Consider the following 17,407-nt stretch of genomic DNA (forward strand, 5'->3'; position numbering starts at 1 on the left):
TATGTTAAGTCGATTTTTTATACAGCGCCCTAAATTCGCTCTGGTTATTTCTATCATACTCACTCTTGCCGGAGCCATCGCCCTCGCCATTCTTCCTGTGGCGGAATACCCTAAAATCAGCCCGCCTTCAGTGAGCGTGAATGCGTATTATACAGGAGCAAGCGCAGAGGTAGTAGAACAAGCCATTGCGGATCCAATAGAAACCTCGGTCAACGGCGTTGAGAACATGATTTACATGTCCTCTAAAAGTGCCAATGATGGGTCGTACTCCCTGAATGTCACCTTTGATGTGGGTACTGATCCAGACATGGCTCAGGTCAACGTTCAGAACCGTGTGGCGCAAATCGAATCTAAATTGCCACAAGAAGTACGAATGGTCGGTGTGACCGTTAAAAAGCGCTCGCCTGATTTATTGATGGTATTGAACTTCTATTCTCCTGATGGAAAATACGATGATCAGTTCTTGGTTAACTACGTAAACTTGAACATCAAAGATCAGTTAGCGCGGGTTACGGGGATAAGTGAAGTTGGTGTTATTGGTGGGGGTGAATACGCAATGCGTGTTTGGCTAGACCCTGACAAAATGACTAACTTAGGCCTAACAACCTCTGATGTTCAAGCTGCTTTAGCTGAGCAAAACGTACAAGTTGCTGCGGGTAAAATTGGTGCTGCACCTTATGCTAGAAGGTAAGGAATTTGAATGTTGCTGAGTTAGCATTGGCCCGTCTAAAAAAGCCAATTTCACCATCGCTGTTTTTTTAAAAGGTATCGAAAATATAATTATCGGGGATTTTATAACTGTTTTAGCCCTATTTCATGAGTTTTAGATACACTTATCCTACAAACCTTATTATGCTGCCCTCAATTCTGACTGAACTATCGCATGGGTGACTAAATCATTGACCGAATTTCCGACTCGGAAATTCGTAAACACCAGACGACTTTCACATAAAATACATTCGTACGGATCTACTTTTACATATCCTTTTAACATTGCGGCATACCCTGGCATTTTCGGCTCAGCTTCTATTGTCATACCTAAAGCTGCATAAACTCTAGGCAGAGCTTCTCCACGACGACGCATTGATAAAAAACCGTAGTATCGGATCATCTTGAAATGTTTATCAGGATAGTGCTCTACTATCCGTCTTATCATCTCTTCTGGTGATAATGTTAGGCTGTCTGTTGTTCCTGTTCGATGGTCTAAATAATTAAACGTTATCATTCCGCCTTTGGCGTAATGACTTAAACGTGACGCTGAAATCGGGGGCCGTTTTAAATACCGACCAAGATAGTTCATCGTCGGTTTTACATTATTTGTCTTTTTAGCAAAATGAAGCTTCCAACGACGATTATATTGACTGCTTAAAAAGCGTGACCAATCCGTTTTATTACGGATATAGGGGCATTCTTCGCTTGATAAATCAAGCTCATAATAAGCCTTACCCAATAAACTGACGATAGCCGCTCTCCAACAAGGCTCTGTCGTTTTCATTTGGAAGTAAATGGGTTTCCATAAACCGGTACGTTCACAAATTCCCCCACGAGTGACCGATAAATGTAAGTGCGTATTCCAATTCAGTTTTCGACCGTAAGTATGAAGAGCACAAAAGATACCGACATCTATTCCTTTATCTTTTGCCCATCCCAGCAGAATGTTTGCAGCACATTTGAATAATTTATTTAACAAACGGTTATGACGAAAGATAGGCCATAGCGTGTTTGGAAGGGTAAAGGTGATGTGTTGATATTCGCATTCAGGGAAGACATGTTGTTGCTTTTGTATCCATCGCTCTGTGGCTTTCATGCCACAGCTACTGCACGCTCGAGATTTACAGGTTTGGTGAATATATTTGATATGGGTACAGTCAGGGTTGCAACAATGATATTCGCGAGAGCCAAAAGCCGCTGTCCCACAGGACAGCATCTTTGTGACATTTTCAATCACGACCGCTCTTAGGTTAGCTTTGTTATTATGAAGAAATTTAAGCCCGTTATTTTGACTATTAAATAATTGTTTCAGGGGTTTATATGCGTGCATGGCGATAGGATAAACGATTTATTGGCAACAATGGAAGAGGTTGAGTCCTTTTGATTTGCGCCGTAGGCGCCTATTGTTCTCGCTATAAAAAAATGGGCGTTTATCGCCCATTTTTTATTCATTGTGAAATTGTTATTTCTTTTTACGTGTAAATATATTCCATTCGTCGACTACATCACCTTTGAAACCAACAACCGTTGCAACCACTCGACGATTTAAAGCGTGACTAACTGCTGAATCCCCTTTAGCTGTTAATAAGGTATCACCAAAACCTATCGTTTCAATTTTGTCCGGATTAACACCATAATTAATCAAAGCAACACGTACTGCAGATGCTCTAAGTTCAGATAAGCGAATGTTGTATTCTGCATTACCTTGTTGACTTGCAAAACCTTGAAGTTGAATTGAAGTTTCTGGATATTCAGCCAGAAATTCAGCCATTGTTCTTATTTCACTTTTGAAAATAGGTGATATTTCTGATGAATTGTTAGCAAAAAGAATCTTTAAATCTTTTTTATCTGATTGCTCTACGTATTCGGCACAACCATCATTATCAATTTGAGCGCCTCTTGGTGTTCCTGGGCAGATATCTCGAGCGTTAATAACGCCATCGTTATCATTATCTCGTAGGTCTGCGATCTGAGAGGGAGCGGGTGTTTCAATATAATCCTTGTCGCCAGAGACACATGCCGTCAAAAAAAGACTCGTAATAAGGGTTGGGTAAATTAATTTTTTCATTCTTATTTCTCCTCTTCTTTAGATTTTTGTGAATTCCATTCTTTAGGGGTATCAATAAGTAATGATGGAATCAATGTACCTGTTGCATGCAATACTCTAAATTTTGCAAACTGTTCAGCGTAATGGGCATCTAGGTAAGATTTTCTGGCTTCAAATAATTCGTTTTCTGTGTTTAATAGATCCAAAAGAGTTCGCTTCCCAATACGATATTGTTTTTCATAAGCAATAACTGTATCGGAGGCTGCATCAACATGATCGGCTAAGAATTCTTTCTGTTGTAATGTTAAATCTAGCGCACTCCATGATAGACGAAATCCTTCTTCAACGTTTCGATAAGCACTATCTCGCAGATCTTTTGCCATATTTAATTGATAAGCACTTTTTTCTGATTGTGCATTATCACTTCCGCCGTTATATAAGTTGTAACGCATGCGAACCATTGCTGAAAATTCGTCACTGCTTCCTTCTATACCACCAGCATCATCACGCCAAGTTTGAGCTGCTTCAAAAGAGAGCGTCGGGTAATTGGTGCCTTTAGATTGTGCGTATTGATATTTTGCAGCTTGAATGTCGGACTGTGCAATAAGGATGACTGGATGGTGTTCGTAAGCTCGCTCTACGCCTTCTTGTAGGCTTAAAGGCAGCGTATTTGCATCAGCTCTAGGATATATGAGTGCTTGAGGTGGAGAGCCGACTATTTGAGTAAAGACGGTATGCGTATCAAATAAATTATTTTGTGCTGCAAGTAAATTACCGTGGGCACGTGCAATACGAGCTTCTACTTGAGATACATCGGCTGTTGAACCTATTCCTGATTCTGCTCTTTTCTTTATGTCTTTATATATTTTTTTATGAATTGCTAAGTTGCTTTCAGAAAGAGCGAGGATTTCGGTTGCTTTAACCGCATCTAGGTAGACTTGGGATACATCTAATGCTTTATTTTCACCAAGAGAGATGAGTTGTAACCGAGCCGATTCGGCTTCAGCTTGGGTACGATCCATATCATTAATCGTACTTGAACCATCCCAAATTAGCTGAGTTAAAGACAATGTTGCATCTTTTCTCGTTAAGCTTGTGTCATCACCATTATTAGGTGCAGGATTAATGTTTTCAAGTCCAATCCCCGCATCTAAGTCAATAGAAGGTAAGTAATTACCAGAAACACTATTGCTGTCTTCAACGTAACTCATATAAGCGTTATATGCTTTCTTAACCTCAGGGTTTGTCGTTAGAGTTTGTGATATTGCTTGCTCTAAGGTCTGGGCCTGAGTTGATACGCTCAAAACTAGCAAGCTACTGCACGTCGCAAGTTTGATCCATTTCAAAGTGTTTCTCCTAATTATCGTATCTTTTGAACAACTTTAATGAGCACGATATTTTTAATAAATTCTAGTTAACTTAATAGTGATACACATAGGTAAATGGTATGTGTCTATTTCGTTTTTTATATATGACTGAAATGCTACGTTATCTCTTATAAAAAAGCAAAAATTAACCTATTGAAAATCAATCGATAAATAGTCTCTCACAAACAAAAAACGAATAACTTGATGCCGTTTTGAAAATGACAATAAAAACATAGTAAAAATAAGTCTTGAATTCGAGAATATAGTGGCAAATATTTTTTAGAACTATTTTTATAAATTACTAATTGGAATTAACCTCACATTTTGTGACTCACTTAAAATAATAGGGAAATAATATTATTTAGACAAATTAGATTCGCCTTTTTTGTTTATTTTACGCGCTTTATGAATGTGGTCACAATGTTAACTGTATGCTAAATTATGTATATAAGTGCGGCGTATTTATTGGTTAATTGTATGTGTTGTGAATAAATGGATTTGGGAAATAACGTTATGGCGATTAAAACATCAACAAATGACAAACAAATTATTGTGATTGATAAAAACGGTAACCTGAAGTTAATGACTTCTGGTGAAACAGTTTTACCTGGTGACGTCGTTCTTGAAAAGGATTCTGGCGAGGTATTTGTCAATCGTGATGATTTACCAAAAGATAATAATAATGAAATTAAAGATATCTTGGATGCTATTGTTGATGGTAAAGACCCTAGTTTAGTTTCTGATTCTCCTGCTGCAGGTGAAGAAAGTGGTTCAAGTTTAACGACTTCTACTGAAATTGAACGGGTAGGAAAAAGCACGATTGCTGAAACCGATTTTGATACGTCATCTTTAGAAGCTTTAGGTTTATCTAAAACCCAAAGCTTAACATTGTTAGATCAATATAAGTTCTACAAAGAGACCGGAAGTTTTGATAATCCAATAAATATTGGGAATATAATTAACCAAAAAGTTGGTTTTGTTGTTGATTCAAACCTTTCAGATAATACGATTTCAGAAAATGCGGCAATAGGGGATGTGGTTAACATCACCGGTTTAGCTACGGATCCGGATGGAGATGTGGTGAGCTACACCCTGTCTCAAGATGATATTGATGCGGGTTTATTTGCGATTGACGCCACCACGGGTGTGGTGACAGTGATTGGTAATCTGGATCATGACACGGCACCGTCTCACTCGATTGATATTATTGCGACTTCCACCGATGGCTCAACCAGCACGGGCAGTTTTGACATCACGGTAACGGATGCGGATGGTACGCTGGCGGGCGGCGGCGATACGGATAATCCGGTGGGTCCGGTAACCGATTCAAATGCATCAGATAATACGATTTCAGAAAATGCAGCAATAGGGGATGTGGTTAACATCTCCGGTTTGGCAACGGATCCGGATGGAGATGCGGTGAGCTACACCTTATCTGCGGCGGACATTGCGGCCGGTTTATTTGCGATTGATGCGACTACGGGTGTGGTGACAGTGATTGGTAATCTGGATCATGAGCTTAATGATACTCACTCGATTGAGATTATTGCTACTTCTACCGATGGCTCAACCAGTACCGATTCATTTACGATAAACGTGACGGATGCGGATGGTACGTTGCCGGGGGGCGGCGATACGGATAATCCGGTGGGTCCGGTTACCGATTCAAATGCATCAGATAATACGATTTCAGAAAATGCAGCGATAGGGGATGTGGTTAACATCACCGGTTTAGCAACGGATCCGGATGGGGATATGGTGACTTACACCCTATCTCAAGATGATATTGATGCAGGCTTATTTGCTATCGATGCCACCACGGGCGTGGTGACGGTGATTGGTAATCTGGATCATGAGCTTAATGAGACTCACTCTATTGAGATTATTGCTACTTCTACCGATGGCTCAACCAGTACCGATTCATTTACGATAAACGTGACGGATGCGGATGGTACGCTGCCGGGTGGCGGTGATACGGATAATCCGGTGGGTCCGGTTACCGATTCAAATGCATCAGATAATACGATTTCAGAAAATGCGGCAATAGGCGATGTGGTTAACATCACCGGTTTGGCGACGGATCCCGATGGAGATACGGTGACTTACACCCTGTCTCAAGATGATATTGATGCGGGTTTATTTGCGATTGACGCCACCACGGGTGTGGTGACAGTGATTGGTAATCTGGATCATGAGCTTAATGAGACTCACTCGATTGAGATTATTGCTACTTCTACCGATGGCTCAACCAGTACCGATTCATTTACGATAAACGTGACGGATGCGGATGGTACGCTGCCGGGTGGCGGTGATACGGATAATCCGGTGGGTCCGGTTACCGATTCAAATGCATCAGATAATACGATTTCAGAAAATGCGGCAATAGGCGATGTGGTTAACATCACCGGTTTGGCGACGGATCCCGATGGAGATACGGTGACTTACACCCTATCTCAAGATGATATTGATGCGGGTTTATTTGCGATTGACGCCACCACGGGCGTGGTGACGGTGATTGGCAATTTGGATCATGAGACGGCGCCGTCTCACTCTATTGAGATTATTGCTACTTCTACCGATGGCTCAACCAGTACCGATTCATTTACGATAAACGTGACGGATGCGGATGGTACGCTGCCGGGTGGCGGTGATACGGATAATCCGGTGGGTCCGGTAACCGATTCAAATGATTCAGATAATACGATTTCAGAAAATGCAGCAATAGGGGATGTGGTAAATATTATTGGTTTGGCAACAGATCCCGATGGCGATGCAGTGAGCTACAGTTTATCTGCGGCGGACATTGCGGCCGGTTTATTTGCGATTGATGCGACTACGGGTGTGGTGACAGTGATTGGTAATCTGGATCATGAGCTTAATGATACTCACTCGATTGAGATTATTGCTACCTCCACCGATGGTTCAACCAATACGGGCAGTTTTGACATCACGGTAACGGATGCGGATGGTACGTTGCCGGGTGGCGGCGATACGGATAATCCGGTGGGTCCGGTTACCGATTCAAATGCATCAGATAATACGATTTCAGAAAATGCCGAGATAGGGGATGTGGTTAACATCACCGGTTTGGCAACGGATCCGGATGGAGATGCGGTGAGCTACAGTTTATCTGCGGCGGACATTGCGGCCGGTCTATTTGCGATTGACGCCACCACGGGTGTGGTGACGGTGATTGGCAATTTAGATCATGACACGGCGCCGTCTCACTCAATTGATATTATTGCGACCTCCACCGATGGCTCAACCAGTACCGGTTCATTTACGATAAACGTGACGGATGCGGATGGTACGCAACCGGGTGGCGGCGATACGGATAATCCGGTGGGTCCGGTTACCGATTCAAATGCGTCAGATAATACAATTTCAGAGAATGCGGCAATAGGGGATGTGGTTAACATCACCGGTTTGGCGACGGATCCCGATGGAGATACGGTGACGTACACCCTATCTCAAGATGATATTGATGCAGGCTTATTTGCTATCGATGCCACCACGGGCGTGGTGACGGTGATTGGCAATTTAGATCATGACACGGCGCCGTCTCACTCAATTGATATTATTGCGACCTCCACCGATGGATCAACCAGTACCGGTTCATTTACGATAAACGTGACGGATGCGGATGGTACGCAACCGGGTGGCGGCGATACGGATAATCCGGTGGGTCCGGTAACCGATTCAAATGCGTCAGATAATACAATTTCAGAGAATGCGGCAATAGGAGATGTGGTTAACATCACCGGTTTAGCAACGGATCCGGATGGGGATGTGGTGACTTACACCCTATCTCAAGATGATATTGATGCAGGCTTATTTGCTATCGATGCCACCACGGGCGTGGTGACGGTGATTGGCAATTTGGATCATGACACGACGCCGTCTCACTCGATTGATATCATTGCGACCTCAACCGATGGCTCAACCAGTACCGATTCATTTACGATAAACGTGACGGATGCAGAGGGTACGCTGCCGGGCGGCGGCGATACGGATAATCCGGTGGGTCCGGTAACCGATTCAAATGCATCAGATAATACGATTTCAGAAAATGCAGCAATAGGGGATGTGGTTAACATCACCGGTTTGGCGACGGATCCGGATGGAGATGCGGTGAGCTACACCTTATCTCCGGCGGACATTGCGGCCGATTTATTTGCGATTGACGCCACCACGGGCGTGGTGACGGTGATTGGTAATCTGGATCATGAGCTTAATGAGACTCACTCGATTGAGATTATTGCTACTTCTACCGATGGCTCAACCAGTACCGATTCATTTACGATAAACGTGACGGATGCGGATGGTACGTTGCCGGGTGGCGGCGATACGGATAATCCGGTGGGTCCGGTAACCGATTCAAATGCATCAGATAATACAATTTCAGAAAATGCAGCAATAGGCGATGTGGTAAATATTATTGGTTTGGCAACAGATCCCGACGGCGATGCAGTGAGCTACAGTTTATCTCCGGCAGACATTGCGGCCGGTCTATTTGCTATTGATGCCACCACGGGTGTGGTGACAGTCATTGGTAATCTGGATTTTGAAACCGAAGAACAACATCAAATCGAGATAATTGCCATATCAACCGATGGGTCAATGAGCACTGAAACTTTTACCATTAATGTGTCTGATTTTGATGAAATTGCCCCTGATGCACCAATTATCACGAACATAACGGATGATTCCATCGCTAGTGATTATTCTAAAGTAACGATGAATGGTACAGGAGAACCCGGTGCGAGTATTATGTTATTTGATGACAGTGGGGTTCAATTAAATACAACTCAAATATTGGTATCTAATGATGGCAGTTGGAGTTTTGATATATCGAATGTTTCGGGTATCGATCATAACGAAAATGAAATATTCACAGTGAAACAAATGGACGCAGCTGGCAACATAAGTGACCCGTCAGAGGTGGTACATTATTATCATGGCGATTTAGTTACTCCTATTACTGAAAGTTCAGATGATTATGTATTGCTAGGCTCTGGTGATGATTATCTTACCGTTGGTAGTGATGACAATAATGACTACTTGGTTTCTGATGGTGGGGCGGGAACAGATACCGCGATACTTAATTTCGCTCTTGCTACCGCCAATATTATGTTAAATGATGATGGTTCAATCACGATTACGGAAATGAATGGGGACGTAAATACATTCATTGAATTTGAAGAGTTTGAATTCACAGATGGTAATAAATCGGCTGATGAATTGTTCTCTCCTGAAGTGACAATTGCTCGAGATGAAGATGACATTATTAATAGTGATCGTGAACAAATTACCTATGAAATAAAACTACCCGCAGGTGCTGTCATTGGCGCAATATTATCTATTATTGTCGAAGGTAATTTAATTGAAACGATAACGTTAGATCAATCACATCTTGATTCTGGTGTTATAAATCGAGATCTCAATATTGTTGATGTTACTGATGGTTCATTGGATGTTTCGGCTGAAATTGTGTATCCAAATCAACCACAAGGCAGTGAGTTCAAAGATACTGACGCACTTGATATAAATATTGATCCTATCGCGACAGATTTTGAACTTAATCTAATCAATGATTCAAGCATTCAATTTAGTTTTGAACCGCATGTCAGTGACACTGAAGATGACGTTAATCAAAATGATGGGAAAGCGACAACTATTGAGATCATGGATCTTCCGGAATTAGGCTCGCTTTACCTTGTTGATGGAAATACTCGAACTGAAATTACAGAATCTACGGTGTTAACTGAAGATTCCCAAATTGAATATGTTTTGAATAGTACGATTAATGATGATTTGAGTTTTAATGCAACGGATGATTTTGCACCTAATTATAATAATGGGACGGTGACATCTTTCACGCTAGCTAGCGGTGTTATTGTTTCTGGTGGTACTTATTCTGGAACAAGACCGGATACTACAAGTACATTAACAGCGGATGAACTTTACTACGATTCAGCAACAAACGAGACAGGGCTTGGTGTTGGCAATAGTGAAATAGATGTAAATTCAAAAGACTATATTGAAGTGGATTTCACTGATGTTGGTAATGCCAATACAACCGATGTTGATATTAGAGAAGTTAATATTGATTTTGGTAGTGTCTTTGGTAATTATTCAGAAAATAGTAATGCGAATGCTGAAATTCATATCTTATTATTTAAAGATGGGGTTCTTGTTGGAGAAAGCCCTTATATCTTCGATGATGAAACTCATAATGTTTATGATGGTAGCGGTGAGTTTACCGCTAATCTCCAGCTTGATAGCGGCTTTGACCAAATTCGGGTTTATACCGTTCATGGAGAGGGTTCCACTGCGTCAAATTCGAATGTGACATTGCAAGGTGTTGAAGTTGTTGATGCTATGGTGAGTGAATCTATTCCTTATGAAGTGACAGACAGTGATAAAGGCATCGATTCTGGAGTTATTACCGTATCGACAGAGAGTACAGATCGTGCAATGAATAACGCACCAGTTGTCGATGATATCTTCTTTAGAAGTGAAGGAACGGAAGATACCGTGATACAACTAAATTTGAATGATTTATTGATATCAGACAGTGACGGTGACGATGTTACTTTACTCAATATTACGGTGGATCCCGCTTCTGGGTCATTAGAACTACTCTTTGATGGTGACGAAGTCGTCGGCGCTACATTTACGCCTGCTGAGAATAAGCACTTTGATAGCAATGCCCCTGTTGAATTTCAAGTTACGGTAACTGATGGGTACGAAGAATCGACAGGAACAGCGAAATTAATTGTTAATGCGGTTGCTGACGAGCCAATTTTATCTGTCGTGTTCGGTGAATCAACAATAAGTGGCCCTGGTTTTGATACTAGTAATATCGAGTCTATTAAAGACTTCTTTGCCAATGGTGGGACACTTCCTGATATCGGAAATGTAATTTATAACGGTCAAATTGTGGTTGGTGATGATGGTAATAATCTAATTATTGGATCTGGTGGTGTTAATAATTTAGTTGGTGATTCTGTTCAGGGGACCGGAAATGATGTTTTTGTCGGGGGAGTTTATAATGACTCAATATATGGTGGAACAGGACCTCTTGATTTTGGCATTGATGCCGTTATATACAGTGGAAACATTGATGAGTATCTAATTACAAATCAAGGAGGGGCCCATGGTGGAGGCGTTGATCATTGGGTTATCACTGATACATTAGGTAGAGACACGGGATACGATCATACCGCGCCAGAAGATAATGGAGACCAACTGTATCAAATTGAACGTTTAGTTTTCGCTGATGCGATTGTTGAGTTAAATCCTGATGGTAGCTATATCATAATTCAAGAAACTGAAACGTCACTTGATTTATCGGCTTCGGTGACAGACATAGATGGCAGTGAATATTTAGATGAAATTAAGATTTCAGGGCTACCTGATGGTGCTCAAATTATTGATAAGAACTCAAATGAACCTTTAGGTGAATTTAAAACAATTAATGGTGAGCAGGTTTGGGTAATTGATATTACAGGGCAAAGCACTCAAACGATTAATTACGATAATTTAGTCGTGCGTTATCCATCGACAGAAACTCTTGATATTGATGTTTCAGCGGTTGCAAAAGAATCTTCAAATAATTCAGAAGCGACAACCACTGTTAATGCGTCACCTAGCCAAGATATATATGCAGATCAAGGTGGGGAAACGCCGACAACATTGATTTCTTTAGTTCTTGATTCATCGGGCAGTATGGATCATAAACCGTTTAAATCTGATAACTCAAATCCAGATCAAGATAAAACAAGGATGGAGCTAGTTTTAGAAGCATCTATTGCCATGCTTGATAATGTGAAGGTTCAAGAAGGTTCTGAAGAGGTTAAAGTTCAATTAGTTGATTTTGATGATCAAAAACACAGTAGTCAGGATAAAGACGTAGAGTCGCTTGGCTGGTTCACCGTTCAAAGTGCAATTGATGCATTAAATGCAGCACTTGTTGATATTGCCGAAAAAGATAAGGATGAGCATTTTTATCCTAAAGGCGGCACTGATTACGAGGAAGGTATCTACGCTGTAATGTCTGGTTATCAAGACACTCAAATTACCAATATTACCGGAGAAACGAACGATGTCGTTTACTTCCTTAGTGATGGAGATAATAACGGTGGTTGGCACGGGGGTAATAGTGGGCCTAAAGATGAGTGGGAAGAGTTCATTATAGGGAAAGACGTTACTGCTATTGGTATTGTGAGAGATCCAAATACCACCTTAAATGGGTTGAGCAATATCTCAAGTAAAGTGATTTACCTTACGGATGGGCAGTTAATTACAGAGCTGCCAAGACTGCGCCCTACAATTGGTCAGGTAGGCACTCTTCTAACGGCAATTATTGGATTAGATGCCGCCGCCGTCGTTATTGATGTCGATAAAATAGACATCTTGCAGCAGATTGATCAAAACGGAAACGTGTCTAATAGCCACTTGATTGCGAGTGAAGATAACAATCAATTAGTTATTGATACCGAGTATGGTGACTTACGTATTGCACAAGATGGCTCTTATTACTTTCAACCATCAGCATCAGCTCCTGAAATAGAAACAGGAAAATCGATTGGTTTTGAGATTCTCTATACAGTAGAAGATGATGCCGGAGCGGAAAGTGAACAATTGGTGACCTTAAATGTGAGTCCTAATGGCGAAGTTAACGCCGTTGTAACGTCAAGCTTTAATGGGTCAACAGGGGATGATGTTATTGTTGGAACTGAGAATGATGATATTATTCTTGGCCATGAAGGCGATGATGTTCTTATTGGTGGTTTAGGCGATGATATTCTAACTGGTGGTGCCGGTGAAGACATTTTCAAATGGATAGATCAAGGTGTTTCCAGTGGTACAGATACGATTAAAGATTTTTCTAAAGGCGAAGATTTAATCGATCTTACAGAGCTCTTGAGCGATGATGTTCATCAAAATGATCTCACTGATTTACTCGCCCATATTACGATATCGGAAGACGGTGATGACCTCGCCTTAGCGATTAAAGATGACATTGGAAATGATCATACGATTATTGTTGAAGGGGGCGTAAATTCATTTGGACTAGAGGATGCGAATTTCTCAAATCAATCTGAAATACTGACCAAATTGCTTCATGATCAATTGTTTAAGCTAGATGATGTGCCTTAAGTCATCTTATATCTGATAAATTAAGGACCAATTATGGTCCTTTTTTGTTCTTGCCTCTTGTTTAAGTGATTTCAAAAGAGCACAATTTTAAAAAAAGCAGTTGGAGATAAACATCAATGGAATTAGAAGATATTCGTCGTGATTATAGTCTTGGTGGTTTGCGTAGAGCTGACTTACCACAAGCGCCTATTGAGTTGTTTGAACTATGGTTAAAACAAGCGGTAGAAGCAAAACTGACGGATCCAACTGCTATGACAGTGGCAACCGTTGATAAGAAGGGGCAACCATTTCAGCGTATTGTTTTACTAAAGCATTTTGATAGCACTGGATTCGTTTTTTATACCAATCTTGCTTCTCGAAAAGCACAACACCTCGAAGATAACAGCAAAATTTCATTGCATTTTCCTTGGCATCCTCTTGAGCGCCAAGTGCATATTACAGGTACGGCTGAAAAACTGACGGCGCTAGAAAACATGAAGTATTTCACGTCAAGACCGAAAGAAAGTCAGATTGCGGCGTGGGCAAGTAAGCAAAGCAGTCGCTTGACCGCGAGAGCGGCGCTAGAAGGAAAATATCTAGAACTGAAGCAACAATTTTCGAAAGGTGAGATCCCTGTACCTAAATTCTGGGGCGGGTTTAGAGTCAAGATTGATTCTATTGAATTTTGGCAAGGCGGTGATAGCCGTCTGCATGACCGCTTTCTATACAGCAAAGATCAAGATAAGTGGGTGATCGATCGATTAGCGCCATGATCTTGACTCAATGTGATATAGATTTACGTAATTAACAACAAATGCAGAGGATCATACGATCTTCTGCATTTTTTGTGTCGGTAGACATCAGAATAAAGGTAAGCGTGCGGGGAACTACACCTAACAAATAAAATTCATTATGCGTATCTTACGATCTTTCATTTAACGAGAACGTAATTATGCAAAAAGATAAAAAGAGAACACCAGAGCAATGGCACGCTCTATTTGAATCTCAGCAATCTAGCAAGCTTAGTGCCGCTGAATTTTGTCGTAACCATAATATTCTGCCAAAGACATTTAGTGCACGGTAAGCGTGCGGGGAACTACACCTTGTCTTTTACATTCCAAGGTAAAAGTGAATCGATATCTGGCGATCCAACACATAAACGATCTAGACAATACCTAATATAATCGTAAGGGATTAATCCGTTTGCCTTTGCTGTTTCTACAATGCTGTAAAGCATTGCACTTGAATCTGCACCAGCCGTTGAACCCGAAAATAACCAGTTTTTCCGGCCGATAACAAACGGTTTAACCGCTCGCTCTGCTCGATTGTTATCAATAGATAACAATCCATCATCAATATAACGAACTAATTTATCCCATTGATTTAATGTATAGCTAATCGCCTCACCTAATTTTGTTTTAGGTGATACTCGACTAACTGCGCTATCAAGCCAATCACGGAGCTCTTTAAGTAAATCGCGGGCTTCTGTCTGCCTAGCAACATACTTGGCTTCAGGGGAAGCCTCTTTTAATAACGATTCGATCCGGTATAGCTTTTGGATTTTACTCAATACCCAATCTGCACTCCCTGTTTTCCCTTTTACTTGAACACGTTGAGCCTCAATAAATCGTCGACGTGCGTGTGCCCAACAGCCAACTAACATCGCTTCAGTTTGTTCATAACCTTGGTAACCATCGGTATGTAAATACCCGTTATAACCTTTTAAAAAGTTAACTGGATGGTAGCCATGCCTGCTAGATTGATAATCATAAAGTACAATTCCAGGCAAAACACCAGAGCCTGGAGAATCATAGCCAGAGCAGTAGACCCACATATAACATTTTGCTTTTTCAACATCCAACACATTTACCGTTGTTTCATCACAATGCAGAGTGGGTTGTTCAAGCAAAATACGATGTAACTCGTTATTAAGAGGGGTAAATAGTACCGAGCATTTTATTAACCAATCCGCCATCGTTCGCCGTCCAATAATGATACCCCATTGCTGAAATAACGTTTCTTGACGATAAAGTGGAAGACTGTATTGAAATTTAGCCGTAATAATTTGAGCAAGTAAACTTGCGGTCGCAATCCCTTTAGGGATTGGTGACGCTGGCATTGGGGCTTGTTTAATGTCTACTGAAGTATTGTTTTTTTCACAATTTCGGCAAGCATATTTAGGACGAACATGTTGAATAACTTCCACTTTAGCTGGTACAAATTCCAACTTTTCACTGATGTCTTTACCCATCGCATGCATCTCTAGACCGCAACACTTACAAGTTTTATCTTTTATGTCGTGGATAATAACAGTACGCGGTAAGTCTTCAGGTAAGCGTTGGCGTTTTGGCTTTTGACGAGTGTAGGTAATCGTTTGTGTGTCATCATTTTCAATGATGATTTCTTCTTCTGTTTCATTGAATAAATCAAATTGAGTCGAGTCAGATTCACTGCTTTTACCAAAGCGCTGATGTTGAGCCAGCCGAAATTGCTCTAGAAGACGGTTATATTTATTTTCAAGCTGAAGCACAAGTGCTTTCAGCTCGTCAATGGTATCAGGAAGTGGTTTTATTTTATCAGTCATGTAGATGACTATATAACGATAATACAGGTAATCAATCGGTTGCCTCCTATTCTTGACTGAGAATCAACTATTTAAAGGGTTGTTTGATAATGTACCGGTTGATGTCCTAAGATATCAAAACCTTGTAATAGCAGTGTCAGTTGCTGCTCTGATAATGCTAACGTATCGTTATTTATATTTCGTGGCCATTTGAAGCGGTCTTCATCTAATCGCTTGTACCATAAAGCGAATCCTGTTTTATCCCAATACAATATTTTGAGTTTATCACGAGGCTTATTGCAAAATATAAATAGAGCATCACTAAACGGTGATAGTTGCATTTCTTGCTCAACAATCACGACAAGGCCATTAATGGCCTTGCGAAAATCGACAAAATCACGATGAAGATAAATGGTGGAAACATCAGTAAATACATTCATGATTGATACCCTTTTAATAAGAGTCCTATCCAGTGAGGTTCAGTATTAGCTGGCAATGTTAATCTTTTGTTTCCATCGTGCTTTACGTGCACTAAATGTCTTTGGCAGAATATTATGGTTACGACAAAATTCAGCGGCACTAAGCTTGCTAGATTGCTGAGATTCAAATAGAGCGTGCCATTGCTCTGGTGTTCTCTTTTTATCTTTTTGCATAATTACGTTCTCGTTAAATGAAAGATCGTAAGATACGCATAATGAATTTTATTTGTTAGGTGTAGTTCCCCGCACGCTTACGTTTGTCTTGCTTTATTCTTAGGTTCGTTATTTCTAATACGATAGATACAAAAAAGCCCTAGCATTTCTGCTAAGGCTTTAGAATGTGGTGGAGGGATAGGGATTTGAACCCTAGAACCGCTATTAACGGTTGCCGGTTTTCAAGACCGGTGCTTTCGACCACTCAGCCATCCCTCCAATGCCGCGTATAATAAGGGGAGATGATTTTCTTGTAAAGCGTTTTTTCTATAATTCAGTTTAAGTGATTAAAAAATAAACGTTATTCGACGTTTCTTTCAACATCGACTAAATAATCACCTTCAAGCCAGTTACGACCTATCAATAATTTATAATCCAGTTTGCTTCGGTCACGTAAATTAATCGCGACTTTCTTTTCTTTTCCATTGAATTCTAAATGCATACGAACAGCATAACGACGTTCAACCCCTTGAGCATTACGAATCTTACTGACACGGATGATACGACCGGTGTGCTTTGATGCTTCATTTTTTTCATTGTAGGTTGTGAATTCAATGGTATCACCGAGGTGATCACGCATGTTTTTACTTTCACCTTCTTTATTCAGGATTTTGATGTCTGTTGCATGAATAGATGTGGTGGCAGCCCCTGTATCTATCCGAGCTTTATAATTTGAGTCGAGCTCTTTAATGTGAATCGTTTCAATTTGACCAACAATTTCTTTATTTGAGCATTCTTCGTGAGCAAAACTAGAAAATGAAAGAAGCAACAAGCTGAAAGATAACAGTAATTTTTTCATGAAAACCTTATAAAGATGAGAATAATGTAATAGTAAGAATAGACTCTATTTAATGGAATGAGATAATAGGATTTAAGAAGCAGC

Annotated in this window: 10 protein-coding genes, 1 tRNA gene and 1 pseudogene; 4 read left to right on the forward strand and 8 right to left on the reverse strand. The window is 40.7% G+C overall.

Annotation, left to right across the window (positions count from 1 at the left end; genetic code table 11):
- Window position 1: 1 nt before the first annotated feature.
- Window positions 2-679 (forward strand): annotated as a pseudogene (locus VSAL_RS16220) (efflux RND transporter permease subunit); the annotation flags it as partial.
- A 171-nt stretch (window positions 680-850) separates the two neighbouring features.
- Here VSAL_RS16220 and VSAL_RS16225 read toward each other — a convergent pair.
- From VSAL_RS16225 to VSAL_RS16235, 3 genes are all read right to left on the reverse strand, one after another.
- Entirely contained in the window at window positions 851-2,041 is a 1,191-nt protein-coding gene (locus tag VSAL_RS16225; protein WP_012551462.1) for an IS91-like element ISVsa9 family transposase, read from the reverse strand.
- A gap of 132 nt (window positions 2,042-2,173) precedes the next feature.
- Window positions 2,174-2,779 carry an OmpA family protein gene (locus VSAL_RS16230; protein ID WP_012551463.1) on the reverse strand — a complete coding sequence of 202 codons (606 nt, stop codon included), beginning with the start codon at window positions 2,777-2,779 and terminating at the stop codon, window positions 2,174-2,176.
- A 2-nt stretch (window positions 2,780-2,781) separates the two neighbouring features.
- Window positions 2,782-4,104: a TolC family outer membrane protein gene (locus VSAL_RS16235; protein WP_012551464.1), complete on the reverse strand. Its 1,323-nt coding sequence runs from the start codon at window positions 4,102-4,104 to the stop codon at window positions 2,782-2,784.
- A 534-nt stretch (window positions 4,105-4,638) separates the two neighbouring features.
- On the opposite strand from VSAL_RS16235, the gene VSAL_RS16240 reads away from it, so the two are divergent.
- From VSAL_RS16240 to tnpA (VSAL_RS24130), 3 genes are all read left to right on the forward strand, one after another.
- Window positions 4,639-13,290: a cadherin domain-containing protein gene (locus tag VSAL_RS16240; RefSeq protein ID WP_044583617.1), complete on the forward strand. Its 8,652-nt coding sequence runs from the start codon at window positions 4,639-4,641 to the stop codon at window positions 13,288-13,290.
- A 116-nt stretch (window positions 13,291-13,406) separates the two neighbouring features.
- Window positions 13,407-14,042, forward strand: a complete 636-nt coding sequence (gene pdxH, locus VSAL_RS16245; protein WP_012551466.1) for a pyridoxamine 5'-phosphate oxidase — start codon at window positions 13,407-13,409, stop codon at window positions 14,040-14,042.
- 179 nt (window positions 14,043-14,221) lie between these two features.
- Window positions 14,222-14,353 carry an IS66 family insertion sequence element accessory protein TnpA gene (gene tnpA / locus VSAL_RS24130; RefSeq protein ID WP_269447625.1) on the forward strand — a complete coding sequence of 44 codons (132 nt, stop codon included), beginning with the start codon at window positions 14,222-14,224 and terminating at the stop codon, window positions 14,351-14,353.
- A 12-nt stretch (window positions 14,354-14,365) separates the two neighbouring features.
- Here tnpA (VSAL_RS24130) and VSAL_RS16250 read toward each other — a convergent pair whose 3' ends face one another.
- The 5 genes from VSAL_RS16250 to VSAL_RS16265 all read right to left on the reverse strand — a co-directional run bounded on the left by VSAL_RS16250 (window position 14,366) and on the right by VSAL_RS16265 (window position 17,323).
- A complete protein-coding gene (locus VSAL_RS16250) occupies window positions 14,366-15,853 on the reverse strand; it encodes an IS66-like element ISVsa2 family transposase (RefSeq protein WP_012549088.1) in 1,488 nt (495 codons plus the stop codon).
- 71 nt (window positions 15,854-15,924) lie between these two features.
- A complete protein-coding gene (gene tnpB / locus VSAL_RS16255) occupies window positions 15,925-16,272 on the reverse strand; it encodes an IS66 family insertion sequence element accessory protein TnpB (RefSeq protein WP_012548924.1) in 348 nt (115 codons plus the stop codon).
- A 45-nt stretch (window positions 16,273-16,317) separates the two neighbouring features.
- On the reverse strand, window positions 16,318-16,485 hold the full coding sequence (gene tnpA, locus VSAL_RS22930) for an IS66 family insertion sequence element accessory protein TnpA (RefSeq protein WP_231850883.1): 168 nt from the start codon (window positions 16,483-16,485) through the stop codon (window positions 16,318-16,320).
- Window positions 16,486-16,652: 167 nt separating this feature from the next.
- Window positions 16,653-16,743 (reverse strand) — tRNA-Ser (locus VSAL_RS16260).
- Between the two features lie 82 nt (window positions 16,744-16,825).
- Window positions 16,826-17,323 (reverse strand): ATP-dependent zinc protease family protein, encoded by a 498-nt coding sequence (locus tag VSAL_RS16265; RefSeq protein WP_012551467.1) that lies wholly within the window; start codon window positions 17,321-17,323, stop codon window positions 16,826-16,828.
- Window positions 17,324-17,407 lie beyond the last annotated feature (84 nt).

Source organism: Aliivibrio salmonicida LFI1238, assembly GCF_000196495.1.
GTDB lineage: Bacteria > Pseudomonadota > Gammaproteobacteria > Enterobacterales > Vibrionaceae > Aliivibrio > Aliivibrio salmonicida.

What these genes read in the sequence shown, in the direction of transcription:
- VSAL_RS16225 (WP_012551462.1), bottom strand. Translation starts at nt 2,041, where the DNA reads ATGCACGCATATAAACCCCTGAAACAATTATTTAATAGTCAAAATAAC.
- VSAL_RS16230 (WP_012551463.1), bottom strand. Translation starts at nt 2,779, where the DNA reads ATGAAAAAATTAATTTACCCAACCCTTATTACGAGTCTTTTTTTGACG.
- VSAL_RS16240 (WP_044583617.1), top strand. Translation starts at nt 4,639, where the DNA reads ATGGCGATTAAAACATCAACAAATGACAAACAAATTATTGTGATTGAT.
- pdxH (WP_012551466.1), top strand. Translation starts at nt 13,407, where the DNA reads ATGGAATTAGAAGATATTCGTCGTGATTATAGTCTTGGTGGTTTGCGT.
- tnpA (WP_269447625.1), top strand. Translation starts at nt 14,222, where the DNA reads ATGCAAAAAGATAAAAAGAGAACACCAGAGCAATGGCACGCTCTATTT.
- VSAL_RS16250 (WP_012549088.1), bottom strand. Translation starts at nt 15,853, where the DNA reads ATGACTGATAAAATAAAACCACTTCCTGATACCATTGACGAGCTGAAA.
- tnpB (WP_012548924.1), bottom strand. Translation starts at nt 16,272, where the DNA reads ATGAATGTATTTACTGATGTTTCCACCATTTATCTTCATCGTGATTTT.
- tnpA (WP_231850883.1), bottom strand. Translation starts at nt 16,485, where the DNA reads ATGCAAAAAGATAAAAAGAGAACACCAGAGCAATGGCACGCTCTATTT.
- VSAL_RS16265 (WP_012551467.1), bottom strand. Translation starts at nt 17,323, where the DNA reads ATGAAAAAATTACTGTTATCTTTCAGCTTGTTGCTTCTTTCATTTTCT.